Raw genomic sequence first — 23,683 nt, forward strand, 5'->3', positions numbered from 1 at the left:
GCACGCGCCTCCGTCACGCGGGGCGTTTTATCGACAAGGCAACTGCCGCCTCACGGGCGGCAGTTGCCGTCGTATGTGCGGGATGTCGGGGTTTTACGTCACACTCACACCACCTGTCCGAGGCCAAACGATGGTGAAGCGGACATTGCGCGCGCAACGACCTTGACGTTGCTGTGAAAACTGGGAAGGGTGAAGCGTGGCATGCGTATCTCCGGGGCGCATGTGACGCGGGGGACTGAGTGAGCGAGCTGCCCCTGACGCCGTCGCCCCGAGCGCTGCTCTATCGACGATGAGCTACTGGGGGTAGCAAACACATGACCAGGAAGACGCGGATCCGCCTGGCGCGGGTGGCCGCAGGTGCCGTGATCGCCGCCGGCGCCTCCCTGACCGCCGCGGGTGCCGCATCCGCCGCGGAGTCGGACAACTGCCTGCTCGGCCTGCTGTGCACCGAGAGCCCGGCTCCGGACAACCCGGGTGACCCCGAGAACCCGGGCGGCGAGGAGCCCGGGAACCCGGATGACGGCATCGGCCTCCCGGACGCCCCGCCGGAGGCGGAGGAGCCGCCGGCCGGTGACCCGGTCGAGCCCCCCGAGGAGGCCGAGCCGCAGCCCGACAACCCGGGCAACGGCAGCGACAACGGCAACGGGAACGGGAACGGCGACAACGGGGGCGGCAACAACACCGACCCCGACGGCGGCAGCGGCAACGACGCCGTGGCCCAGGAGGAGGGCTCCTCCTCCCTGACCGACACCGGCACGGACACCTCCACCGGCACCAGCACCTCGGCCCAGGGCCAGGCCCAGGCCCAGGGCACCGGCGACGAGCTCGCCGAGACGGGTGCCGCCGAGACCACGTTCCTGCTGGTCGGAGCCGCCACGATGATCGCCGGCGGTATCGGCTTCCGTCTGCTGCCCCGCCTGGTGGGCGGCCGCGGCGGCGCCGCGGCCTGAGCCTGACGGCTAGCCGCACCGCAGTACGCGCAGGAAAGGGCCCGGAGCGAGTCGCTCCGGGCCCTTTCCTGTGCTCCTGTGCCTCTCTCGTGCCCTCCGGCGCCCTACACCGTCTGGTGCGCCAGCAGTGCCACCGCCGCGATCAGTACGGCGAGCAGGGCGATCAGCGTCATCGGGTTCAGCCCCGCGAACGGACTCTCCTGCTGCAGCCGCTCACGGCTCGCCCGGCAGACGGGGCAGCGGCCCTCACTCACGGGCGCCGCGCAGTTCGCGCACACCAACCGGTCGTACGTCATGCGCCTCGCCCTCCTCGCACGCCACGCGTTCGTCTACCCAACGTTTCCGGGAACGCAACCGTTCCCCCTCCACTGTGCCAGGTTCCTCCGGAAAGAGCGCGGGGTCCCTGCGGGGCCTGGCCGGTGCGCTCCGAGTTGGGGAGGGTTTGGGTTGTTTCGCGGCTGGAGGTCTGTTGTGGTTGCTCGCGCCCGCGCGGCGGAGCCGCATATCGACAGGGCCTCGCCCCCCTGCCGGGGCTTGGGCGAGGCGCTCCGAGCGGGGTGGTTTGGATTGTTTCGCGACTGCGGGCTCGTCGTGGTTGCTCGCGCCCACGCGGCGGAGCCGCATATCGACAGAGCCCCGCGCCCCTTGCGGGGGCCGCGCCCCCGTGCCCCGCACAAAACACACATCCCCCACGTAACCCCTACCGGCGACTGCACTCCCGTACCCGGTTCGCGTATGGTCACGCTCATCTACCCCCGGCGACCCGTGGTGCATCCGTGATCCGATTCGACAATGTCTCCAAGGTCTACCCCAAGCAGACCCGCCCCGCCCTCAGGGATGTCTCCCTGGAGGTCGAGAAGGGCGAGTTCGTGTTCCTCGTGGGGTCCTCCGGCTCCGGAAAGTCCACCTTCCTGCGGCTGATCCTCCGCGAGGAGCGGGCCAGCCACGGCCAGGTGCACGTCCTGGGCAAGGACCTCGCCCGGCTGTCCAACTGGAAGGTGCCGCAGATGCGCCGCCAGCTGGGGACCGTGTTCCAGGACTTCCGGCTGCTGCCGAACAAGACGGTCGGTGAGAACGTCGCGTTCGCGCAGGAGGTCATCGGCAAGTCGCGCGGCGAGATCCGCAAGTCCGTGCCGCAGGTGCTCGACCTCGTCGGGCTCGGCGGCAAGGAGGACCGCATGCCCGGTGAGCTGTCCGGTGGTGAGCAGCAGCGTGTGGCCATCGCGCGGGCCTTCGTCAACAGACCCAAGCTGCTGATCGCCGACGAGCCGACCGGCAACCTCGACCCGCAGACCTCCGTCGGCATCATGAAGCTGCTCGACCGGATCAACCGGACCGGCACGACCGTGGTGATGGCGACCCACGACCAGAACATCGTGGACCAGATGCGCAAGCGCGTCATCGAGCTGGAGAAGGGCCTCCTCGTCCGCGACCAGGCGCGCGGCGTCTACGGCTACCAGCACTGACCCCCCGTCCACGGAAAGGCCCGAAGAAGACGCCATGCGCGCGCAGTTCGTTCTCTCGGAGATCGGTGTAGGTCTCCGCCGCAACCTGACGATGACCTTCGCGGTCATCGTCTCCGTCGGCCTCTCGCTGGCCCTGTTCGGCGGCTCGCTCCTGATGAGCGACCAGGTCAACCAGATGAAGGGCTACTGGTACGACAAGGTCAACGTCTCGATCTTCCTCTGCAACAAGAGCGACGCGGAGTCCGATCCCAACTGCGCCAGGGGCGCCGTCACGACGGAGCAGAAGGACCAGATCAAGGCCGATCTGGACAAGATGCCGGTCGTCGACAAGGTGCTGTACGAGTCGCAGGACGCGGCCTACAAGCACTACAAGGAGCAGTTCGGCGACTCCCCGCTGGCCAGCAGCCTCACGCCGGACCAGATGCAGGAGTCGTACCGCATCAAGTTGAAGGACCCGGAGAAGTACCAGGTCATCGCGAGCGCCTTCAACGGCCGGGCCGGCGTGCAGTCCGTTCAGGACCAAAAGGGCATCCTGGATAATCTGTTCACCTTGCTCGGGTACCTCAACTGGGCGGCGCGCGGCGTGATGTTCGTCATGCTGGTCGTGGCGCTGCTGCTGATCGTCAACACGGTGCGTGTCTCGGCGTTCAGTCGTCGTCGTGAGACGGGAATCATGCGGCTGGTGGGCGCCTCCGGGTTCTACATCCAGGCGCCGTTCATCATGGAGGCCGCGGTCGCCGGGCTCATCGGCGGCACCATCGCGTGCGCGTTCCTCGTGCTCGGGCAGTACTTCGTGATCGACAACGGCGTGGCCCTGTCGGAGAAGCTCCAACTCATCAACTTCGTCGGCTGGGACGCGGTGCTGACCAAGCTGCCGCTCATCCTCGCGGCGAGCTTCCTGATGCCCGCGTTGGCGGCGTTCTTCGCGTTGCGCAAGTACCTGAAGGTGTGACGCATGCCAAGAGGGTCGTTCGGTCGAGCAGCCGTACGGCCCTTTTGTGTTGTCCTAGACTCACCGGCATGTCAGGCCACGACCCGTTCTGTCGGCCCCGCCGCCTCCGCCGTGGGGCGGCTCTGACATTCGTCTTCGCGAGTGTCCTCGCGACGGGCGCCGCGACCGGCTCGTTCGGCGAGCCGGGCAGCCCGGACCGCGAGTCGGCCGCCACCTCCCGTTCCACGCTCCAGGGCCACCGCCAGTACGTCGCCGAGGCCGCGGCCCAGGCCATGGCCGCGGGCCAGTCTCCCGTGGAGGCCGCCGAGCGCGCCGTCAGCCGCAGTGGGGACCGCTGGGGCGCGGTGTACTCCGAGGGCGAGTACGAGGAGTTCGAGGAGGCCCTCGACGGGGCGTACACCGGTGTCGGGCTGTGGGCCCGCCGCGGGACCGACGGCCGCATCGAGATCACCCGCGTCCGGGACGACTCGCCGGCCGCCCGGGCCGGCATCCGCAAAGGCGACCGGCTGCGCAGCGTCGACGGTGAGAGCGTCGACGGCCGGCCCGTCACCGAGGTGCTCTCCTTACTGCGCGGCGACGCCGAGGACGCCCCCGCCGGCACCACGGTCTCCCTGGGTCTGCAGCGCGGCGAGCGCGTGTGGAGCGAGACCCTGCGCCGGGCCCGCCTCTCCACGGACCCGGTGACCGTGCGCAGGCTCACCGACGAGGTCACCGTCATCAAGGTCGCCGCCTTCACCAAGGGCTCGGGCGACCACGTACGCACCGCCCTCGACCGGGCGCCCGCCGACTCCCGGATCATTCTCGACCTGCGCGGCAACTCCGGCGGACTGGTCACCGAGGCCGTCACCACCGCCTCCGCCTTCCTCGACGGCGGCCTGGTCGCCACGTACGACGTCAACGGCTCCCAGCGCGCCCTGCACGCCGACCCCGGCGGCGACACCACGAGACCGCTGGTCGCGCTCGTCGACGGGGGCACGATGAGCGCGGCCGAGCTCCTCACCGGGGCCCTTCAGGACCGCGGGCGCGCGGTCGTCGTCGGCTCCCGCACCTTCGGCAAGGGCTCGGTCCAGATGCCGAGCCGCCTCCCCGACGGCTCCGTCGCCGAACTGACCGTCGGCCACTACCGCACCCCCTCCGGCCGCGGTGTCGACGGCCGCGGCATCACCCCCGACCTGGAGGCCGACGAGGGCGCCCTGGAGCGGGCGGAGACGGTACTGAGCGGGCTGGGGCAGTAGCCCGCCCCCTTCGCCGCCCCGGTAAATGCGCTTCCCGTACGCCCCCTCCGTAGTGCGAAAATGGACGGCACTATGAGCAAGGGAATGTACGTACCCAAGGAGGCCCAGCCCAAGAAGGGCGGGGCGGCCGCCAAGGCCAAGGACGGCGAGAAGGGCGGCAAGCGCAAGATCGTCGCGCAGAACAAGAAGGCCCGCCACGACTACGCGATCATCGACACCTACGAGGCCGGCATCGTGCTCACCGGCACCGAGGTGAAGTCGCTGCGTCAGGGGCGGACCTCGCTGGCCGACGGCTTCGTCCAGATCGACGGCGGCGAGGCGTGGTTGCACAACGCCCACATCCCCGAGTACAGCCAGGGCAGCTGGACCAACCACTCCGCGCGGCGCAAGCGCAAGCTGCTGCTGCACCGTGAGGAGATCGACAAGCTGGAGTCCAAGGCGCAGGAGACGGGCCACACGATCGTGCCCCTCGCCGTGTACTTCAAGGACGGCCGGGCCAAGGCCGAGATCGCGCTCGCGCGAGGCAAGAAGGAGTACGACAAGCGCCAGACCCTGCGCGAGAAGCAGGACCGGCGGGAGTCGGACCGGGCCATCGCGGCGGCGCGCCGGAAGCAGCGCGGCTAGGGCTCAGGGTCTGCCCTGACCCGGTCGGCGGGAATACGCTGGCACCCGCCCGCGTTGATCCCGTACGATGGCACAAGCACCTCACCGTGGGTGCGCACCTTGAAAAAACCACATGGGGATGATCGGTTTCGACAGCGGCTGTCGAAGCAGGGGAAGCGTGTCGAGGAAGCGGCCATGATCTCGTAAACCACAGGCCGAAAAAAATAATCGCCACTATCAAGAGCGATTCTCCCAAGGCGACGCAGTTCGCCCTCGCTGCCTGATCAGGTAGCTAGGCAACTGCCCCTTACTTAAGGGAGTGTCAGCCCGGGGCTGTTCCCGACCCGGATCCTGGCATCAGCTAGGGGACTAAACCTCGATCCCGGTCACGGGGTGAAGAGGGAAACCAAACAGTGACTGGGCCCGTCGGCGACTTGTTCGCGTGATCGCCGGGGCCGAGAAAATCACAGCGAACTGCACACGGAGAAGCCCTGATTCCGCACCGTTGGACGCGGGTTCGATTCCCGCCATCTCCACGATCGGGAGGTCCTGTCACCCAGACGGACCACTCCCACCCATGCGAGTGAAGGCCTCGCTGCTCTTGAGCAGCGGGGCCTTCGTCGTGTCTAGGCTCGCTGCGTGACGCACCGGACGGGTGCGTCCTCCCTTCACTCCGGGCCCCTTCTCGTCGGGGCCCGGCCCGACGAGAGCGGTCCCGGGACCGTGACTGGCCGCCTCACGTCGAAGGGAGGACGCCCCTACATGGGCAGTCACGAGGAGCAGAAGCCGACTTTCGTCATCCGGCTGATCCGGCTCATGCCGGAGAGGGCTGCGAAGTATGCGAGGAGGTGGCTGCTCTGGTGGCTCACCAGGTAGCCGGATATCCCCAAACGGTCTGGGGACATCCGACTGGCTCCTGTTGAGCCGGGGCCCTCGTTCGGAGTTTGCCTCTCCGATGCGGGGGCCCACCTTCTCTGGTGGCTCAGCAGCTAGCCGGATACCCCCACAGGGCCTGGGGACATCCGACACGCTCCTGTTGAGCTCGGGCCTCCGCCTGGGTGATGCATCACCGGCCCAGTGCGGCGCCCTCCTCGCGGCCAAGTACAGCACACAGCCCCCGCCATGGCACCACACTCCAGCTCCTCATCACGCGAGCGAGCGACGCCCCGTACTGGCCCTCTCCGTCAGCCGAGGCGCCAGCAGCGTCGCCTCCGGCACCCCCGCGCCGCCCAGCTTCCTCATCAGCAGCTCCACCGCCCCCGCGCCCACCTCCGCCGACGGCACGTCCACGGACGTGACCGGGAGGCGGGTGCGGGCGGCCAGGTCGGCGGGGCAGATGGCGGTGACCGAGAGGTCGGTGGGGACACGTAGCCCGAGGTCCTCGAAGGCGTCGATCAGGGGTTCCAGGATCGCCTCGTTGTGCACGACGACCCCGGTCAGCGCGGGCCGTTCGCGCAGCAGTTGCTCGGCGACCGTGCGGGCCGCGGCGGGGGTCGCCTCGCACGGGTGCACCGAGGACGACAGTCCGTGCCGGGCGGCGGCGGCCGTGAAGCCCTGGGCCACGCGCTGGGCGAACCCGGTCTCGCGCGCGTACACCTCCGGCGGCGACCCGACCAGGGCGACCACGCGGTGGCCGAGGCGCACCAGATGCTCCACGCACACCTCACCCGCTGCCTTGAAGTCGAGGTCGATACAGGTCAGCCCGGCGGACTCGGCGGGGAAACCGATCAGGACCGAGGGTCTGTCCAGGGTGCGCAGCAGGGGCAGTCTGGGGTCGTGGAGCTGAATGTCCATGACAATCAGCGCGTCCGCCGCGGCCGTGTCCGCGACCCGCCGCAGACCGTCCTCGCCCTCCTCCTGCGTCAGCAGCAGCACGTCGTGGTCGTGCGCGCGGGCGGTGGTCACCACCGACACCGCGAACTGCATCACCACCGGCACGTGGATCCCGGCCCGCAGCGGCACCACCAGCGCCAGCACGTTCGATCTGCTGCTGGCCAGCGCCCGCGCGCCCGCGTGCGGACGGTAGCCCAGCAGACGGATGGACTCCTCGACGCGCTGCCGGGTCTCCGCCGAGATCGGGCGCTTGCCGCTCAGCGCGTACGAGACGGTGCTGGGGGAGACCCCGGCGTGCCGTGCCACATCAGTGATCTTCACCATCAGCCCAGCTCCACTGTCAGGAACCCGCTTCCCGCCTCTGCCCGTACCTCGCGTCCGCCCGCGGCCAGTCCCCACGGCACCGTTGGGTCACCGCAAGACGCCCGCAGGGTGTCGCCCTCGCGGACCACGGTGAACGTCACGTCCCCGACGGGCACCGTCACCTGGGCCCCGCGCTCCAGCCCGTACGCGCGCAGGGTGACCCCGTCGGCGTACGCGTAGTCGGGCCGGTCGTCCACCGCGCCCACCGGGATCACCGCGCCCGGGCGGACCAGCAGCGGCACGCTCAGAAAGCCGTGGCGCTCGCGCACCCAGCGGGGACCGGTCACCGTGCGTCCGCTCAGGAAGTGCGTCCAGGTGCCCTCGGGCACGTAGTACGAGACGTCCCCCTCGTCGCTGAACACGGGCGCGACCAGCAGATCGGGGCCGAGCATGTACTGCCGTTCCAGATGCGCGCACCCGGGGTCGTCGGGGAACTCCAGCACCATCGCCCGCATCATCGGCACGCCTTCGGTGTGCGCGGTGCGCGCGGCCTCGTACAGGTAGGGCATGAGGCGGAGCTTCAGCCTTGTGAACTCGCGCAGCACGTCCACGGACTCGTCGTCGAACAGCCACGGCACGCGGTACGACGACGAGCCGTGCAGCCGGCTGTGCGAGGACAGCAGCCCGAAGGCGATCCACCGTTTGAAGAGAGCCGGGGTCGGGGTGCCCTCGAAGCCGCCGATGTCGTGACTCCAGAACCCGAAGCCCGACAGCCCCAGCGACAGGCCACCCCGCAGCGACTCGGCCATCGCCTCGTACGTCGACTCGCAGTCCCCGCCCCAGTGCACGGGAAAGCGCTGGCTGCCGGCCGTCGCCGAGCGGGCGAAGACGACGGCCTCCTCCTCGCCGCGGTGCTTGCGCAGCACGTCGAAGACGGTGCGGTTGTAGAGGTAGGTGTAGTAGTTGTGCATCCGCTCCGGGTCGGAGCCGTCCGCGTACGCCACGTCGAGCGGCACGCGCTCGCCGAAGTCCGTCTTGAAGCAGTCGACTCCCTGCGCGAGCAGCGCCTCCAGTTTCGAGGCGTACCAGTCGCGGGCCGCGGGGCTCGTGAAGTCGACGAGTGCCATGCCGGGCTGCCACAGGTCCCACTGCCAGACGCCGCCGTCGGGCCTGCGCAGCAGGTGACCGAGGGCCTTGCCCTCCGCGAAGAGGGGCGACCGCTGGGCGATGTACGGGTTGATCCACACACAGACCCGCAGGCCCCTCGCCTTGAGCCGGGCCAGCATGCCCTCCGGGTCCGGGAACACCCGTGGGTCCCACCGGAAGTCGCACCAGTTGAACTCGCGCATCCAGAAGCAGTCGAAGTGGAAGACGGAGAGGGGGAGTTCGCGCTCCCGCATGCCCTCGATGAAGGAGGTCACCGTCTCCTCGTCGTAGGAGGTGGTGAAGGACGTCGACAGCCACAGGCCGAACGACCAGGCGGGCGGGAGCGCCGGGCGGCCGGTGAGCGCGGTGTACTTGCGCAGGATCTCCTTCGGGGCCGGCCCGTAGATGACGTAGTACGTGAGCTGCTGGCTCTCCACGCTGAACTGGACCCGGGACACCGCCTCCGAGCCCACCTCGAAGGAGACCTTGCCGGGATGGTCGACGAAGACGCCGTAGCCCGCGTCGGTCAGGTAGAACGGCACGTTCTTGTACGCCTGTTCGGTCGCCGTGCCGCCGTCGGCGTTCCAGATGTCGACGACCTGGCCGTTCTTGACGAGCGGCCCGAACCGTTCGCCGAGCCCGTACACCGATGTGCCGACGCCCAGGTTCAGCTGCTCGCGCAGGTAGTGGGCGCCCGTCGCGTCGCGCAGGATGCCCATGGCCTTGTTGCCGCTGGTGGTGAGGACGCGACCGTGCGCGAGGAAGTCGACCTGCCAGGCGCCGCCCCGGGCGACCCGGACGGAGAGCGCGCCCGCGGTGAGGGTCGCGTGGTCGTCGTCGTACGAGGTCTGCGCCCCGCCCTCCGTACCGCTGACCTCGAAGTGGGGGCCGCGGGGCTCCTCGCCCTCGAAGTGCGTGAACGTGACGCCGATGACGTCGGGCATCGGCGCGTGCGCGCTGATCGTCACGACCGGTCCCTTCAGCAGGTCGCCGCGGTGGCGGACGGGCTGGGTCGGCGCGTGGAGCTCCAGCGTGCCGCCCGGCCCCTCCGTGATGTCGAGGACCTGGCACGGATGGGCCGCGGTGACGCCCTCGCGCAGCAGCCAGTAGCCGTCGGTGAACTTCATGTGGGGGTGTCTCCTTACTTCACGGCTCCCACGGCGATGCCGCGGGTGAGGGTGCGTTGGAAGACCAGGAAGAAGACGATCGCGGGCAGGACGCCCAGGAGCGCGGCGGCGTTGGTCATGGTGGCGTCCATCAGCCGCTGGCCCTGGAGGACGCCGAGGGCCACCGACACCGTCTGGTTGTCGTTGGAGATCAGCATGACCAGGGGGAGCAGGAACTCGTTCCAGGTCCAGATGAAGAAGAAGACCAGCAGGACGCCGAGCGTGGGCCGGCTGACCGGGACGACGATCCGCCACAGCACCTGCCATCTGTTCGCACCGTCGATGCGGGCCGCCTCGATGATCTCGCGCGGGAACCGGCTCAGGACGGCGGAGAGCAGGTAGGTGCCGAAGGCGGCCTGGATGACCGTGAAGACGATGATCACGCTGAGCCGGGTGTCGTACAGGCCGGCTTCCTTGCTCAGGTAGTAGACCGGGTAGACCAGCGCCTCCTGCGGCAGCACGTTGGCGAGGACGAAGAAGGCCAGCACCCAGGTGCGGCCCTTGACGCGGCCGATGCCGATCGCGTAGGCGTTGAGGACGGAGAGCACCACGGCGCCCGCCGCCACCGCGCCGCTGATCAGGAACGAGTTGAAGAGCTTCTGGCCGAAGTCGACGCGTTCCCAGAAGCTCCGGAGGCCGTCGAGGTAGAGGCCGTCGGGGAGGCTGAGCGGGCCGTCCGCCGAGTACTCGGCGGGTGACTTCACCGCGTTGACCGCGACGATCAGGAACGGCACCACCATGAAGAGGGCGGCGACGACCAGGGCCACGAGGACCGGGTAGCGGCCGGCGAGGCTGCGGACGGGGCGGCGGCGCGGCGCTCCGGTGCGTACGGCTGTCGTCATGTGCGGAGCCCTTCCTCGGCGTCCTCTGCCCGCGTCTGGAACCTGAGGCCGACCAGCGCCAGCAGCAGGACGAGCACGGTCAGGACCGTGGAGATCGCGGCGCCGTAACCCACCTGGGTCTTCTCGAAGAACGTGGTGAAGGAGAAGTAGGAGGGGACGTCGGTCGCGCCGCCCGGACCGCCCTTGGTCAGCACGTACACCGCCCCGAAGACCTTCAGCGCGGCGATCGTGCACCAGGTCAGGACGACATGGATCTCCGGGCGGATCTGCGGGATCGTGATGTGCAGGAAGCGGCGCCACCAGCCCGCCCCGTCCAGCTCGGCGGCCTCGTACAGCTGCGGGTCGACGCGTTGCAGGCCCGCCATGAAGACGACGAGCGGGAAGCCGATCTGCACCCACACCATCACGCCCATGACGCTGTAGAGGGCGATGTCGGGGTCGCCGAGCCAGTCCTGCTGCCAGGAGCCGAGCCCGACGGCCCTCAGCAGTTCGTTGAGCGAGCCGTCGTCGGGCGCGAGGATCCAGCTCCACACGATGCCCGCGACCGCGATCGGCAGCACCTGCGGGAGGTAGAAGCAGGCGCGCAGGACGGCGGCGGTTCTGCTGCCGAAGTGCTTGCCGATGTAGTCGAACAGCGCGGCGGCCAGCACCAGTCCGATCGCCGTCGGTACGACCGCCATCGCCACGACCATGAACAGGCTGTGCCGGAACGACGCCCAGAAGGCGGAGTCGTCCATCAGCTCCCGGTAGTTGGCGAGCCCGGACCAGTCGGGCGAGCCCACGCCCTGCCAGTCGGTGAAGCTCATCCCCGTGTTCATCAGGAACGGCACGACCACGACGGCGAGGAAGGCGAGGGCGCCGGGCAGCAGGAACAGGAGGTACGAGTCGCGGGGACGGGGGCGGCGGCGCGGGCTGCCGCGATGGTGCTCACCGACCGCCCGCGCACCCCGTTCGACGGTCACCGTCATCGCTTCGGCGCGCCCTTGTCGTACGCCTCCTGCAGGGCGTCCAGATACGCGTCCGGCTTCGCGCTGCCCGTGATCAGCTTCTGGGTCTCGGAGACGAGGACGTCGTAGAAGCCGGCGACGGGCCAGTCCGGGTAGAAGGCCAGACCGTCCTTCCGGGAAAGGGAGTTGAAGTCGGCGATGAGCTCCTTGGCCTGGGGGTCGGTGATGGCGGCGGGATCGGCGGCGACCGGCACCCCGCCCTTGTTGCCGAGCAGGTTCTGGATCTTCTCCGACATGGTGATGTCGATGAAGTCGTACGCCAGTTCCTTGTTCTTCGCGCCCTTGGGGACGACCCACAGGTTGCCACCGGAGCCGAGGGTGAGGTTCGTGTCCGGCCACAGGAACGTGCCCCAGTCGAACTTCGCCTCCTCCTTGAACCGGCCGTACCACCAGCTGCCGGAGAACAGGATCGGCGCCTTGCCCTGGATGAACGACACCCCGGCGTCCTCGGCCTTCGTACTGCTGGACTTCTCGCTGATGTAGCCCTTCTTCACCCAGTCGGCGAAGGTCTCGGCGCCGTACGTCCAGGCCGCGTCGTGGAAGTCGGTCCGGCCCTTGTAGAGCTCGTACGCGTCCACCCAGGCGCGGTCGGCCTTCGTCAGGGCCAGCTGGTAGAGGTACTGGTGGGCGATGTACTCGGCGCCCGCGTTGGCGAGCGGGGTGACGCCCTCGTCGACGAACTCGTCCATGGCGGCGGTGAGTTCGCCGAACGTGGTGGGCTCTTCGATGCCGTACTTCGTGAACAGGTCCTTGTTGTAGAAGACCATCGTGTACTCGGCGTAGTTCGGCACGCCGTACCACTTGCCGGAGCCCATGACCCCGTTGGTGTCGTACTGGCTGGTGGTGCGCACGCCCGCGCCGATCTTCTTGTCCCAGCCGCGCTCGCCGGCCTCGGCGGAGAGATCGGTGAGGAGCCCCTGCCGGGACAGGAGCCCGGCCGTGGCGTTGCCCTTGTTGTACTCCATGAGGTCGGGGGCGTCGGAGGAGTTGAGGACCATCGGGGCGGTCTTCTGGATCTGTTCGAAGCCCTTCTCCTCGAACTCCACCTTCACACCCGGATGGGTCTTCTCGAACTCCTCGATGGCCGCGTTCCAGGCCACGCCCATCGCGCTGTTCGGGGCCTCGTAGTGCCACAGCCGCAGCGTCCTGCCGTCGCCGGACCCACCGTCCGAACCACCGCAGGAGGCCAGCAGCAGGGCCCCGCTCAGAGCCGCCGCGGCCAGTGCGGCCGTACGCCTTCGTGCCGTCAACATCCTGTGCCTCCGGGGGAGTCGGATGGTTCTCGGGGGCGCCACGCGGTGGCCGTCCGGGTGGCCGAACGGCGCAGTCGAACCGTTTCGATGCGTGACGTCGAAGCGCTTCGACGAGGGAAGGTATGTGCGGGTGGGGAGCGCGTCAATGGGGCGGGTGGCTTCTCGGGGGCGAGAGCGGCTCGGGAAACTGCGCGCCGACCATGGCGCGTTGGCAGCCGTGCGGATCTATGGTGGTCCGTATCCGTGTTCGCATCTGTATCCGGATCCGGATCCGGATCTGGACGCGTGTTCGTGTTCCTTTTCGTGTTCGTGTTCGTGTTCGGCCGGCAGGAGGGGGCTTGCCCATGACCGTGACGACCACCCGAAGTTCCGTACGGGCGCCCGCAGCCGCGGGTACGCCGCTGCTGGGCTCGCTCGCCGACCTGATGCGCGATCCGCTGGGGGCGTATCTGCGGGCCCGGCGTGATCGCGGGGACGTGGTGCGCTTCCGGATCGGGCCGCCTGGGCTGGGGCGGGAGCTCCACGCCGTGTTCTCACCGGAAGGCGTGCAGCGCGTGCTGGCCACGGAGGCCGCCGGTTTCCGCAAGGACACGCCCTTCTACCAGGAGCTGCGCGACCAGATCGGCAACGGGCTGCTCACCAGCCAGGACGCCGACTACCTCCGCCAACGCCGCCTCGTGCAGCCGCTGTTCACCCGCCGCCGGGTGAACGGTTACGCGGAGGGCGTCGCCGCCGAGGCCGCCGCGCTCGCCGAGTCCTGGCGTACGGCGCCGGGCGGGAACGTCGAACTGGTCGGTGAGATGCGCCGGTTCGCGTTGCGCGTGGTCGGCCGCATCCTCTTCGGCACGGACGTGGAGGAGGCGGTCGCCGTTGTCGAACGGACCCTGCCCGCGCTCCAGGACCACGCGCTGAAGCGAGGCCTCGCCCCGGTGAAGACCCCGCCCACGTGGCCGACTCCGGCCAACCGCCGGGCGGCGCGGCGCCAGGCGGAGCTGTACGGGCTGTGCGACCAGATCATCGAGAGCCGGCGCAGCGGGGGAGGAGCGGCCGGAGCGGCGGACTCCGGCGACGATCTCGCGACCCTGCTCGTGCGGGCCGAGAACGCCGAGGACGGGCGGCTCGGGCCCACCGAGGTGCGCGAACAGGTGCTGATCTTCCTGCTCGCCGGTCACGAGACCACCGCGACCGCGCTCGCCTTCGCGCTGCATCTCCTCGCCCGGCATCCCGAGGAGCGGCGGCGGGCGCGGGAGGAAGTGGACCGTGTGCTCGGGGGGCCCGGGGGGCGGGCGCCCACGGCTCAGGACATGGAGGCGCTGCCGTATCTGACGATGGTGGTGAAGGAGGCGATGCGGCTGTATCCGTCCGCGCCGATCATCGGGCGGCGGGCGGTCGCCGGTACGGAGATCGACGGTGTACGGATACCGGCCGGTGCCGATGTGCTGGTCAGTCCGTGGGTGACGCATCGCCACCCCGACTACTGGGCCGAACCGGAGCGCTTCGACCCTGAGCGGTTCACGGCCGAGGCGGAGGCGGCTCGTCCGCGTTATGCGTGGTTTCCGTTCGGTGGGGGGCCTCGGGCCTGTATCGGGCAGCATCTGTCGATGCTGGAGTCGGTTCTGGCGCTGGCGGTGCTGCTGCAGCGGTACGACTTCGAGGCGGTCGGGGACGACGAGGTGCCGCTGGGGGCGGCTATCACGTTGATCGCGAAGGGGCCGGCCCGGTGTCGGGTGGTGGGCCGGTAGGTGTTTCGCCCCCGCCGCCCCTACCCGTCCCACCTCCAGGGGCGCTGCCCCTTCGACCCCGCCACGGGGGCTGCGCCCCCTGGGCCCCCGGGTTCGCCGGGGATGCGGCCCCGCCTCCGTCCTTTCGGGGCTCAGCCCCGGACCCCGTTTCGGGGGCCGGCCCCCCGGACCCCCGCTCCTCGAACGCCGGAGGGGCTGGGTAGTGCGGGCGGGGCTGGGTGGTGTGGGGCGGGGCTGAACTTTTCCGGGCGGGGCTGAGCTTTCCCGGCCGGGCTTGGACTTTCGGCCGAGGTCAGGCATATCCAGCCCGTCCGGCGTTTGAGGACGAGGCCGTCAGGCCGATGCGGGGGTCTGGGGGCGCAGCCCCCAGGGACAGGATGGGACGGGTAGGGGCGGCGGGGGCGTGATCCCTCCAGGCCTGCCGCCGGTCAGGGCTTGCGGCCCACCCCGCAGTACGCGTCCACGGCGGAGCCGCGAGCGGCTGACGCAGGAGCGTCGGGACGCCACTCGGGGACCCGGACGACGCCCGGATCCACCAGTTCGAGACCGTCGAAGAAGCCGGCTATCTCCGCGACGCCCCGCACGTAGTACGGCACCGCACCGCTCGCGTTGTACGCCTCCGACGCGGCGATCATGCCGTCGCTGGTCGCGGTGCTGTCACTGATCACCAGGTGGCTTCCCGACGGGAGGCCGGCCATCATCCGGCGCACCAGGTCACGCGCCTGGTCGTAGTCGGCGACATGTCCGAGCGTGTTGAGGATCATCAGGGCGACCGGCCGGGAGAGGTCGAGGGTGGCCGCGGCGGCCTGGAGGACGGCCTCCGGCTTGTACAGGTCGGCGTCCAGATAGGCCGTCCTGCCCTCGGGTGTACTGGTGAGCAGCGCCTTCGCGTGGGCCAGCACGATGGGGTCGTTGTCGACGTACACGATCCGGGCGTCGGGGGCCACGCGCTGTGCGACCTCATGGGTGTTGTCGGCGGTCGGGAGGCCGGTGCCGACGTCCAGGAACTGCCGGATGCCCCGCTCTCCGGCCAGATGGCGGACGGCGCGCCCCAGGAAGTGGCGGCTGGTGACCGCCACGTCGACCAGACCGGGGAAGATCTCCTTGATGTGGTCCCCGATCTTCCGGTCGACCTCGTAGTGGTCCTTGCCGCCGACGAAGTAGTTCCAGAACCGGGCCGAGTGCGGCTTGGTGGTGTCGATCCTGGCCCGTGTCTCCGCGGCGGCGTGGATCAGGGGGTTGGACTCGGACACGGGACGGCCTCCTGCGGATCGGTGACGGTGATCAGGACTCAACCTAGGCGAACTCGTAGGGGACGCTGGGGAGTTCAGCGGTATGCGACTCACGCACCGTGGGGTTTTGGCCACTCGCGGCCGGGGACGGTGCGGCGGCTGTCGTCGTGTGTACGGCGCGCGGCGATCAGTACGGCCGTCAGCGACGCCGCGAGCGGGACCCCGTAGCCGACGGTCGCGGACACGCCCTCCGTCACCCACCCCCCGGCCCCCGCACCGCACGCGATCCCGGCCAGGAGCCCCGTCACCGCCAACGTCATGCCCTCGTTCATACGGCCCTCGGGGGTGCGGTGCTGCACCAGGGCCATCGTCGTGATCATCGTGGGAGCGGTCGCCATGCCGGCGAGGAGCAGGGCGAGAGCGAGGGCCCAGAGCGAGCCGGTGAGGGTGGCCGTGAGGAGGGGGAGTGTCATCAGCGCCGTCATCGCCGCCACGCACCGGGGGAGGCGCCGCGAGGCCGGGCCGCCGGGCTTCAGGGCGCCGTACAGCAGTCCCGCCCCGCACGAACCGGCCGCCTGCAGCGCGAGCACGATCCCCGCGGCCGACGGGTGCCCGTGCGCGTCGGCGAACGCGATCGTGACAACCTCCGTCGAACCGAAGACGGCGCCCATGGCGAGGCAGACGGCCAGCAGGGGCGCCATGCCGGGTGCCCGCAGCGGTGAACGCGCGGTGGTGGACGGAACCGGCCGACCCGACGCGGGCGGTTCCGTCGACCGCTGGGCCGTGAAGACAAGCACCCCCGCCAGCAGCAGCACGGCGCCCACCAGCGTCCCCGCCTCCGGGAACAGCGCGGTGCACAGGAACGCCGCCAGGATCGGGCCGAGCATGAAGCACAGCTCGTCCGCGGCCTGCTCGAAGGAGTTCGCGGTGTGCCGGGCCGCCGGGTCCTCCCGCAGCAGATGGGCCCAGCGGGCACGGGACATGCCCCCCGTGTTCGGGGTCGTCGCGGTGGCCGCGTAGCAGAGGAAGAGCGTCCAGTCGGGGGCGCCGCGGCGCACGCAGAGCAGGAGCGCCAGGCTGCCCAGGACGGCGACCACCGTGGCGGGCACGGCCACCCGCGCCTGCCCGTGGCGGTCGATCAGCCGGGCGGTCCAGGGAGCCACCAGCGACGTGGCCAGCAGCCCCGTCCCGGTCACGGCGCCGGCGAGGGCGTACGAACCCCGTGACCCGGCGATCATGATGACCGCGCTCACGCCGAACATGCCCATCGGGAGCCGGGCGATCAGGTTCCCGAGGGTGAAGGCGCGGGTGCCGGGGAGGGCGAAAAGGCGGCGGTACGGGGCCAGGGGGCCGGTCCTCCGGCTACCGGAGGACCGCCGTCGTCGCGGCGAGAGGTCGGCCGCGACCAGCGTGTCGGCGGTGACCGTGAGGAGGAGGGGGCGGCGGGGTGCGCCGGTGGGTCGTCGCGGTGGTCGCGGTGGTTGCGGCATGAGCACCACCGTCGTCCGCCGCGTGATCAGGCGTCCAACACCTACTCCGTGGGGACTGACGCATCCTCGTTGTAAGTTCGCCGGATGCCCGCCCCGACCGTGGATCCCCGTCTCCTCCGTGCCTTCCTCGCCGTCGCCGAGGAACTGCACTTCACGCGGGCCGCCGCCCGGCTGTACGTCGCCCAGCAGGCGCTCAGCCGTGACATCCGGCGGCTGGAGAGGGAACTGGGCGCCGAGCTCTTCGTGCGGACCACCCGGCAGGTGGCCCTGACGGCCGACGGTGCCCGGCTGCTGCCGTACGCGCGTCGGGTGCTCCAGGCGCAGGAGGAACTCCTCGCGGCGTTCGCCCCGCAGGCCGGCGCGGGTGGCTCGCGGCGGCCGCTGTTCGTCGACGTCAACAGCCCGGGGCTCGTCGGGGAGCGCGTCCTCGCCCGCGCCCGCGCACTCGTCCCCGGCGAGGAGCTGATGACCCGTTACGAGAGCGGCCTCACGGGTGCCGCCACGGAGATCCTCGCCGGACGGCTCGACGTGTCGTTCGGCCGGTTCGCGGGACTGGACCCCGCGGTGCGGGACCGGCTCGCCCAGCGGCCGGTGCGGTACGAGCCGATGGCCGTGATCCTCCCCGAGGACCACCGGCTGGCCCCGCGGGAGAAGGTCTCCCTGGCCGCCCTCGCGGGTGAGACCGTGTACGCGGGCGCCGGGAACCCGCGGACGCCCGAGTGGACCGACCTGGCGCGCCGGCTCTTCGCGGGGCGCGGCATCGAGGTGGCGCCGCCCGAGCCGCTCGCCGTCGGCGCCGAGGAGTTCCGGCGGATCATGGCCAAGAACCGACACCCCGTCCTGGCCGTGGCGGAATTTCCGGCCATGCCCGGAACCGTGATCCGGCCTCTCGTCGACCCCGTTCCCCTCTCACCCGTGTCACTGGTGTGGCGCAAGGGGTTCCAGCATCCGGGAGTTGACGCGCTCGGACGCGCCGTGGACGAGCTCGCGGCCGAGGAGGACTGGCTGAGGCGTCCCCCGGAGGGATGGATTCCAGCCACAGATGCACTCATTATGGTGAGCCGCTCCTGACACATCGCCCGCACCATTCCCCCACGTGCGCTACATTCATCACCCGGGCGCTGTGATAGTGGGGGGCGCTCGGACCGGGTGGGGGCCCGGTCCGAACAAGAAAGTGCGAAAGTGCCCGGATCGTTCGCGCGCCCGAAAGTGTCCCTTGGGGGGATGAGCGTGCGAGTGGACAACTGGCGGAAAGACGCCCAACCGAACCGGCGGAACACCGGTCGACCGGGCAGCGGAGCAACCGATGCGTCGGACCGGTCCGAGGCCGGCGAGCGGCAGAGCGGTCAGCAGACCGACTGGCCGGATGCGATCGGGCGGACCGCGTCCTGGCAAGGGACCCAACACGTCCACGTACCGAGACAGCCGTCGGCATCCGGCCAGATCGCGGACAACGGCACTGAGTCGCCACGCACCGAGTCCCCGTACTCCTCGTCGCGTCATTCACGCGAGTCAACGGAGTACGACAGGGAAGGCGGCATGGGACGCGCCGAGGAGCCGTCGCGATACGACGCGGCAGCCGAAACCCGTCAGGTCGACGCCCCCGGCAGAGGGTGGATCACCGACTCGGAGACCCGGCAGTTCAGAATCCCGGACACCCAGCGGCTCGGGCACGTCCCGGACGGCCGCGGGAGCGACCGGGCCCTGGGCGGTCCCGGGAGCGACCAGGCCCCGGAGACCCGGCTGATCGAGCCGGTGCCGGCCGGCACCGAGCGGGAGCCCGGTCCGGACCCGGACCCGTCGCCGGTCTGGGAGGAGTCCGGCGAGCCCGTCACCCACGACCCCCACGAGGTCACTGTCCAGCTCGACGGTGTGGGGCGGGAACTGGAGGACTGGCTGGTCCGGCAGGCCAAGGACGCGCCGACCGGGCCGGAGTCCGACGGCCCGGTGTTCGTGGACGAGTCCGGCCGCCGCCGCAGCAGGCTGCGCCGCATCGGCGTTGTCGTCGGCCTCGCCTGCGCTGTATACGCCATCGTCATCGGTGCCACGCTCATGTCGGGCAACTCCAACGCGCCCTGGCTGCCGGGTCTCGGACAGCAGGACGAGGAGCCGGCGAGCAAGGTCGACACGCCACCCCTGGACGCCGAGTCGGCCGAACCGTCGCAGAAGGTGACAGGCGTGCCGAGCGCGGGTGCGTCGCCCACGGACGGCGCCACGACGGCACCCGGCACGGGCGCCTCGCCGTCGGGCGATGCCTCCCCGCCGGCGGCCCCCGGCTCGTCCAAGCCGCCGGCCAGCGACGAGCCCGACCCGGACCCCACCACGGAGGACCCGGGCACCGACCCGTCCCCGTCACGGCCCGACCCGTCCACCCCCGCCACGTCGCCCGACCCCGAGCCCAGCGCCACGGAGTCCACGGACACCAGCGGCGGCACGGGCACCGGCACCGGCACGGACTCCGAGCCCGTCGCCGGAGAGGCCCCCGAGCCCGCCCCCGTCGCGACGGGCACCGCACCCAGCTCCTCCTCACCGGAGAACCCGGAGAACATCGCCTGATGGCACGCACCAACCGCCACGGCCCGGCCCCGCGGGCCCGCCGTCGGCTGCCCCTGCGTTACCTGCTGCCCGTGCTCGTCCTCACCGCGCTGATGGCGATGCTGATGCTGCGCGGCTACGTGCACAGCGAGATCCTCGCCGACCACCGCGTCCGGCCCCCGGCCGCCTCCGACAAGGTGCCGGAGAAGATCCTCAAGGGCGGCCCGGTCATCGACACCCGCAGCGGCCGCACCCAGAGCCTGAAGGTGGACGACCGCCGGCTCGTCCTCACCTTCGACGACGGCCCCGACCCCGTGTGGACGCCCAAGGTGCTCGACGTGCTGGAGAAGCACCGGGCGCACGCCGTCTTCTTCGTCACCGGCACCATGGCCTCCCGCTACCCGGACCTCGTCCAGCGCATGGTCGACGAGGGCCACGAGGTGGGCCTGCACACCTTCAACCACCCGGACCTGTCGTACCAGTCCAAGAAGCGCATCGACTGGGAGCTGTCCCAGAACCAGCTCGCGCTCGCGGGCGCGGCCGGCATCCGCACCTCGCTGTTCCGGCCGCCGTACTCGTCCTTCGCCGACGCCATGGACAACAAGTCGTGGCCGGTCACCGAGTACATCGGCAGCCGCGGCTACATCACCATCGTCAACAACACCGACAGCGAGGACTGGCAGCGCCCCGGCGTCGACGAGATCATCCGCCGCTCCATGCCCAAGGACGGCAAGGGCGCGATCGTCCTCATGCACGACTCCGGCGGCAACCGCGCCCAGACGGTCGCGGCGCTCGACAAGTTCATCCCCATGCTCAAGGAACGGGGCTACGAGCTCGACAACCTCAGCGAGGCCCTGGACGTGCCCAGCGCACACACCCAGGTCGACGGGCTCGACGCGCTCAAGGGCGAGGCGTGGATCGTCCTCGTCCAGGCCTCGGAGCACATCACCGACGGTCTCGTGGCAGGCCTCGCCGTCATCGGCGTCCTCGTCTTCACCCGCTTCGGCCTGATGCTCCTGCTGTCCGGCATGCACGCCCGCCGTGTGCGCAGGAAGAACTTCCGCTGGGGCCCGGCCTCACCCGTCACCGAACCCGTCTCGGTGCTCGTGCCCGCGTACAACGAGGCCAAGTGCATCGAGAACACGGTGAACTCGCTGATGGCGAGCGAGCATCCCATCGAGGTCCTCGTCATCGACGACGGCTCCAGCGACGGTACGGCCCGCATCGTCGAGAACATGCGCCTGCCCAACGTGCGGGTCGTCCGCCAGCTCAACGCGGGCAAGCCGGCCGCCCTCAACCGCGGCCTGCGCAACGCCCGGTACAACCTGATCGTGATGATGGACGGCGACACCGTCTTCGAGCCGTCCACCGTCCGCGAGCTCGTCCAGCCCTTCGCCGACCCGCGCGTCGGCGCGGTCGCGGGCAACGCCAAGGTCGGCAACAAGGACTCGCTGATCGGCGCCTGGCAGCACATCGAGTACGTGATGGGCTTCAACCTCGACCGCCGTATGTACGACATCCTGCGCTGCATGCCGACGATCCCCGGCGCGGTCGGTGCGTTCCGGCGCTCGGCCCTCGAACGGGTCGGCGGCATGAGCGACGACACGCTCGCCGAGGACACCGACATCACCATGGCGATGCACCGTGACGGCTGGCGCGTGGTGTACGCGGAGAAGGCACGGGCCTGGACCGAGGCCCCCGAGACGGTCCAGCAGCTGTGGTCGCAGCGCTATCGCTGGTCGTACGGCACGATGCAGGCGATCTGGAAGCACCGTCGCGCGCTCATCGAGAAGGGACCGTCGGGTCGCTTCGGCCGGGTCGGCCTGCCGCTGGTGTCGCTGTTCATGGTCGTGGCGCCACTGCTGGCACCGCTGATCGACGTGTTCCTGCTGTACGGCCTCGTTTTCGGCCCGACCGGCAAGACGATCGGGGCCTGGCTGGGCGTCCTCGCCATCCAGGCGGTGTGCGCGGCCTACGCCTTCCGCCTCGACCGGGAACGCATGACCCACCTCATCTCGCTCCCGCTCCAGCAGATCCTCTACCGGCAGCTGATGTACGTCGTTCTGCTCCAGTCCTGGATCACCGCGCTCACCGGCGGCCGGCTGCGCTGGCAGAAACTGCGGCGCACGGGCGTGGTGGGAGCACCACCGCCCGAGGGCGTCCCCGGGCAGCGCGTACGCAGTGGCAGTGAGCGGAGGCCGGTGGGATGACCCAGGGATACCAGCAGCAGAGATCCACCGAGGCCGAGAACCCGTACTGGGCCTCGTACGGGGAGACGTACGGCGCACCGCAGCAGCGGGCGGACGAGGCGCTGATCACGGAGGAGCAGGCGCCGCGGGCCGAGGGGCCCGAAGCCGGGCAGCCCGAGGTGAGGCAGCCCGATGCCGAGCGGCCGGACGCCAGGCCGAAGAAGCCCGGCCGCGACCGCTACCTGGACCTGCTGCGTTCCATCGCCCTGGTCCGCGTGGTGGTGTACCACCTCTTCGGCTGGGCGTGGCTGACGGTCCTGTTCCCCTCCATGGGCGTGATGTTCGCGCTGGCGGGCTCGCTGATGGCGCGCTCGCTGAACCGCCCGGCGTGGGGCGTGATCCGGGGCAGGATCCGCCGGCTGCTCCCGCCCCTGTGGGCGTTCAGCGCGGTGGTGCTGGTGCTGATGTTCGCCGGCGGCTGGGACCCGGGGAAGTCGTCCGACGGACCCATGTGGGGCTGGATCCAGCTCGTCAACTACGTGATCCCCGTCGGCGCCCCGCCCTTCCCCTGGCTCATCGGCTCCAAGTCCGGCCTGCTGGAGGACACCTGGGCGGTCCAGGCCGCGGGCGTGCTGTGGTACCTGCGCGCGTACCTGTGGTTCGTGGTCGCGTCCCCGCTGCTGCTGTGGGCGTTCCGCAGGGTGCCCTGGGTGACGCTGCTGGCGCCGCTCGCCCTGACGGCGGTCGTGGGCACGGGCCTGGTCAAGATCCCCGGTGAGACGGGCAACGCCGTCACCGACTTCGCGGTCTACGGCAGCTGCTGGGTCCTGGGCATGGCCCACCAGGAGGGCTTCCTGGCGAAGGTCCCCCGCTACATGGCGGTCTCCTGCGCGGCACTGATCATGGCCTTCGGCCTGTGGTGGGCGTCGGGCCACCTGGGCCCCGACGGCTGGGACCTGAACGACATCCCGCTGGCCCAGGCCACCTGGTCCTTCGGGTTCGTGGTGATCCTGTTGCAGTACTCACCGTCCTGGCAGGAGCTGCCGGGCAGGCTGGCGCGCTGGGACAAGCTGGTCACCCTGTCGAACAACCGGGCCGTCACGATCTACCTCTGGCACAACCTCCTGATCATGGCGACGGTCCCGCTCCTCGACCCCCTCTACGAGCTCCCGTTCATGCAGAGCGACAGCGCGGTCTCGGCACTCGACACGACGTACATGATCTGGATGTTCGTGCTGGTGTGGCCGCTGATCGGGCTGGCGATCGTGGCGCTGGGCTGGATCGAGGACGTGGCGGCCCGGCGCAGCCCGAGGCTGTGGCCGAACGGCGTGCAGCGCGGGGGGAGCCGGCGAAAGGCCTGATTCCGGCGGGCGGTTGGGCGTGTACCGAGTGCGTAACCGAGTGCCGGACGCGCTTGCCTGCGGGTGCGGCCGGGTGGACCTTTTTGGGGCGCGCGGGGGGCGCCCGGCTCGCCGACGCGACCGAGGAGTGAGAGCCCATGACCCAGCCTCCCGACCGGCCGCCGCAGCACGACGGTGACGGATCTCCCGGCGCGTACGGATCTCCCGGCGCGTACGGACCTCCTGGCGCGTACGGATCTCCCGGCGCTTACGGAGCTCCGCAGGACCAGCCGCCGCAGCAGCCGCCGTACCCGGGGTCGTACGCACCGCCCCCGCCGCCGTCACAGCCCCCGGCCCAGGCTCCCGGCGCGCCCCCGAACCCGTACGCGATGCCGCAGC

Annotated in this window: 19 protein-coding genes and 1 other RNA gene; 11 read left to right on the forward strand and 9 right to left on the reverse strand. The window is 70.5% G+C overall.

The window, feature by feature from the left end; genetic code table 11:
- The first annotated feature begins 314 nt into the window (after positions 1 to 314).
- The gene (locus tag ACZ49J_RS33130) at positions 315 to 950 is read left to right on the forward strand and encodes an LPXTG cell wall anchor domain-containing protein (protein WP_467450302.1); all 636 of its coding nucleotides are present in this window, start codon (positions 315 to 317) and stop codon (positions 948 to 950) included.
- 104 nt (positions 951 to 1,054) lie between these two features.
- Here the strand turns inward: ACZ49J_RS33130 and ACZ49J_RS33135 are convergent, their stop codons facing one another.
- Entirely contained in the window at positions 1,055 to 1,246 is a 192-nt protein-coding gene (locus ACZ49J_RS33135; RefSeq protein ID WP_467450303.1) for a hypothetical protein, read from the reverse strand.
- Positions 1,247 to 1,726: 480 nt separating this feature from the next.
- Between ACZ49J_RS33135 and ftsE the strand changes: the two genes are divergently transcribed.
- From ftsE to ssrA, 5 genes are all read left to right on the forward strand, one after another.
- On the forward strand, positions 1,727 to 2,416 hold the full coding sequence (gene ftsE, locus ACZ49J_RS33140) for a cell division ATP-binding protein FtsE (protein WP_467450304.1): 690 nt from the start codon (positions 1,727 to 1,729) through the stop codon (positions 2,414 to 2,416).
- A gap of 34 nt (positions 2,417 to 2,450) precedes the next feature.
- On the forward strand, positions 2,451 to 3,368 hold the full coding sequence (gene ftsX / locus ACZ49J_RS33145; protein WP_467450306.1) for a permease-like cell division protein FtsX: 918 nt from the start codon (positions 2,451 to 2,453) through the stop codon (positions 3,366 to 3,368).
- A gap of 68 nt (positions 3,369 to 3,436) precedes the next feature.
- Positions 3,437 to 4,603 carry a S41 family peptidase gene (locus ACZ49J_RS33150; RefSeq protein WP_467450308.1) on the forward strand — a complete coding sequence of 389 codons (1,167 nt, stop codon included), beginning with the start codon at positions 3,437 to 3,439 and terminating at the stop codon, positions 4,601 to 4,603.
- 84 nt (positions 4,604 to 4,687) lie between these two features.
- Positions 4,688 to 5,227: an SsrA-binding protein SmpB gene (gene smpB / locus ACZ49J_RS33155; RefSeq protein WP_467450625.1), complete on the forward strand. Its 540-nt coding sequence runs from the start codon at positions 4,688 to 4,690 to the stop codon at positions 5,225 to 5,227.
- A 114-nt stretch (positions 5,228 to 5,341) separates the two neighbouring features.
- Positions 5,342 to 5,745, forward strand: a transfer-messenger RNA (tmRNA) gene (gene ssrA / locus ACZ49J_RS33160).
- Between the two features lie 231 nt (positions 5,746 to 5,976).
- Here the strand turns inward: ssrA and ACZ49J_RS33165 are convergent.
- From ACZ49J_RS33165 to ACZ49J_RS33190, 6 genes are all read right to left on the reverse strand, one after another.
- Entirely contained in the window at positions 5,977 to 6,111 is a 135-nt protein-coding gene (locus ACZ49J_RS33165; RefSeq protein ID WP_467450310.1) for a hypothetical protein, read from the reverse strand.
- A gap of 241 nt (positions 6,112 to 6,352) precedes the next feature.
- Positions 6,353 to 7,363: a LacI family DNA-binding transcriptional regulator gene (locus ACZ49J_RS33170; protein WP_467450312.1), complete on the reverse strand. Its 1,011-nt coding sequence runs from the start codon at positions 7,361 to 7,363 to the stop codon at positions 6,353 to 6,355.
- Positions 7,363 to 9,615: an alpha-xylosidase gene (yicI, locus tag ACZ49J_RS33175; RefSeq protein WP_467450314.1), complete on the reverse strand. Its 2,253-nt coding sequence runs from the start codon at positions 9,613 to 9,615 to the stop codon at positions 7,363 to 7,365. Before yicI ends, ACZ49J_RS33170 begins: the two co-directional genes overlap by 1 nt.
- Positions 9,616 to 9,629: 14 nt before the next feature.
- Positions 9,630 to 10,496, reverse strand: a complete 867-nt coding sequence (locus ACZ49J_RS33180; RefSeq protein ID WP_467450315.1) for a carbohydrate ABC transporter permease — start codon at positions 10,494 to 10,496, stop codon at positions 9,630 to 9,632.
- Positions 10,493 to 11,464, reverse strand: a complete 972-nt coding sequence (locus ACZ49J_RS33185) for a carbohydrate ABC transporter permease (RefSeq protein ID WP_467450317.1) — start codon at positions 11,462 to 11,464, stop codon at positions 10,493 to 10,495. The genes ACZ49J_RS33180 and ACZ49J_RS33185 overlap by 4 nt, the downstream gene beginning before the upstream one ends.
- Complete coding sequence (locus ACZ49J_RS33190; RefSeq protein WP_467450318.1) at positions 11,461 to 12,756, reverse strand: ABC transporter substrate-binding protein; 1,296 nt, start codon at positions 12,754 to 12,756, stop codon at positions 11,461 to 11,463. Before ACZ49J_RS33190 ends, ACZ49J_RS33185 begins: the two co-directional genes overlap by 4 nt.
- Before the next feature lie 344 nt (positions 12,757 to 13,100).
- Between ACZ49J_RS33190 and ACZ49J_RS33195 the strand changes: the two genes are divergently transcribed.
- Positions 13,101 to 14,498, forward strand: coding sequence for a cytochrome P450 (locus ACZ49J_RS33195; protein ID WP_467450319.1), 1,398 nt, complete (start codon positions 13,101 to 13,103; stop codon positions 14,496 to 14,498).
- A gap of 428 nt (positions 14,499 to 14,926) precedes the next feature.
- Here ACZ49J_RS33195 and ACZ49J_RS33200 read toward each other — a convergent pair whose 3' ends face one another.
- Complete coding sequence (locus ACZ49J_RS33200; protein WP_467450321.1) at positions 14,927 to 15,751, reverse strand: SAM-dependent methyltransferase; 825 nt, start codon at positions 15,749 to 15,751, stop codon at positions 14,927 to 14,929.
- A gap of 89 nt (positions 15,752 to 15,840) precedes the next feature.
- Positions 15,841 to 17,220 carry an MFS transporter gene (locus ACZ49J_RS33205; protein WP_467450322.1) on the reverse strand — a complete coding sequence of 460 codons (1,380 nt, stop codon included), beginning with the start codon at positions 17,218 to 17,220 and terminating at the stop codon, positions 15,841 to 15,843.
- Between the two features lie 84 nt (positions 17,221 to 17,304).
- Here ACZ49J_RS33205 and ACZ49J_RS33210 point away from each other — a divergent pair, with 84 nt between their 5' ends.
- The 4 genes from ACZ49J_RS33210 (at position 17,305) to ACZ49J_RS33225 (ending at position 23,305) form a co-directional block, all read left to right on the forward strand.
- On the forward strand, positions 17,305 to 18,291 hold the full coding sequence (locus ACZ49J_RS33210) for a LysR family transcriptional regulator (protein ID WP_467450324.1): 987 nt from the start codon (positions 17,305 to 17,307) through the stop codon (positions 18,289 to 18,291).
- 468 nt (positions 18,292 to 18,759) lie between these two features.
- On the forward strand, positions 18,760 to 19,776 hold the full coding sequence (locus tag ACZ49J_RS33215; protein WP_467450325.1) for a hypothetical protein: 1,017 nt from the start codon (positions 18,760 to 18,762) through the stop codon (positions 19,774 to 19,776).
- Positions 19,776 to 21,965, forward strand: a complete 2,190-nt coding sequence (locus ACZ49J_RS33220) for a polysaccharide deacetylase family protein (protein ID WP_467450326.1) — start codon at positions 19,776 to 19,778, stop codon at positions 21,963 to 21,965. Before ACZ49J_RS33215 ends, ACZ49J_RS33220 begins: the two co-directional genes overlap by 1 nt.
- Positions 21,962 to 23,305 (forward strand): acyltransferase family protein, encoded by a 1,344-nt coding sequence (locus ACZ49J_RS33225; protein ID WP_467450328.1) that lies wholly within the window; start codon positions 21,962 to 21,964, stop codon positions 23,303 to 23,305. Before ACZ49J_RS33220 ends, ACZ49J_RS33225 begins: the two co-directional genes overlap by 4 nt.
- Positions 23,306 to 23,683: the final 378 nt, after the last annotated feature.

It is taken from the genome of Streptomyces sp. NPDC030840 (assembly GCF_055572015.1).

Excerpts from the sequence above, each read along its gene's own strand:
- ACZ49J_RS33130 (WP_467450302.1), top strand. The coding sequence starts at position 315 with ATGACCAGGAAGACGCGGATCCGCCTGGCGCGGGTGGCCGCAGGTGCC.
- ACZ49J_RS33135 (WP_467450303.1), bottom strand. The coding sequence starts at position 1,246 with ATGACGTACGACCGGTTGGTGTGCGCGAACTGCGCGGCGCCCGTGAGT.
- ftsX (WP_467450306.1), top strand. The coding sequence starts at position 2,451 with ATGCGCGCGCAGTTCGTTCTCTCGGAGATCGGTGTAGGTCTCCGCCGC.
- ACZ49J_RS33150 (WP_467450308.1), top strand. The coding sequence starts at position 3,437 with ATGTCAGGCCACGACCCGTTCTGTCGGCCCCGCCGCCTCCGCCGTGGG.
- smpB (WP_467450625.1), top strand. The coding sequence starts at position 4,688 with ATGTACGTACCCAAGGAGGCCCAGCCCAAGAAGGGCGGGGCGGCCGCC.
- ACZ49J_RS33165 (WP_467450310.1), bottom strand. The coding sequence starts at position 6,111 with ATGTCCCCAGACCGTTTGGGGATATCCGGCTACCTGGTGAGCCACCAG.
- ACZ49J_RS33170 (WP_467450312.1), bottom strand. The coding sequence starts at position 7,363 with ATGGTGAAGATCACTGATGTGGCACGGCACGCCGGGGTCTCCCCCAGC.
- yicI (WP_467450314.1), bottom strand. The coding sequence starts at position 9,615 with ATGAAGTTCACCGACGGCTACTGGCTGCTGCGCGAGGGCGTCACCGCG.
- ACZ49J_RS33180 (WP_467450315.1), bottom strand. The coding sequence starts at position 10,496 with ATGACGACAGCCGTACGCACCGGAGCGCCGCGCCGCCGCCCCGTCCGC.
- ACZ49J_RS33185 (WP_467450317.1), bottom strand. The coding sequence starts at position 11,464 with ATGACGGTGACCGTCGAACGGGGTGCGCGGGCGGTCGGTGAGCACCAT.
- ACZ49J_RS33190 (WP_467450318.1), bottom strand. The coding sequence starts at position 12,756 with ATGTTGACGGCACGAAGGCGTACGGCCGCACTGGCCGCGGCGGCTCTG.
- ACZ49J_RS33195 (WP_467450319.1), top strand. The coding sequence starts at position 13,101 with ATGACCGTGACGACCACCCGAAGTTCCGTACGGGCGCCCGCAGCCGCG.
- ACZ49J_RS33205 (WP_467450322.1), bottom strand. The coding sequence starts at position 17,220 with ATGCCGCAACCACCGCGACCACCGCGACGACCCACCGGCGCACCCCGC.
- ACZ49J_RS33210 (WP_467450324.1), top strand. The coding sequence starts at position 17,305 with ATGCCCGCCCCGACCGTGGATCCCCGTCTCCTCCGTGCCTTCCTCGCC.
- ACZ49J_RS33215 (WP_467450325.1), top strand. The coding sequence starts at position 18,760 with ATGGGACGCGCCGAGGAGCCGTCGCGATACGACGCGGCAGCCGAAACC.
- ACZ49J_RS33220 (WP_467450326.1), top strand. The coding sequence starts at position 19,776 with ATGGCACGCACCAACCGCCACGGCCCGGCCCCGCGGGCCCGCCGTCGG.
- ACZ49J_RS33225 (WP_467450328.1), top strand. The coding sequence starts at position 21,962 with ATGACCCAGGGATACCAGCAGCAGAGATCCACCGAGGCCGAGAACCCG.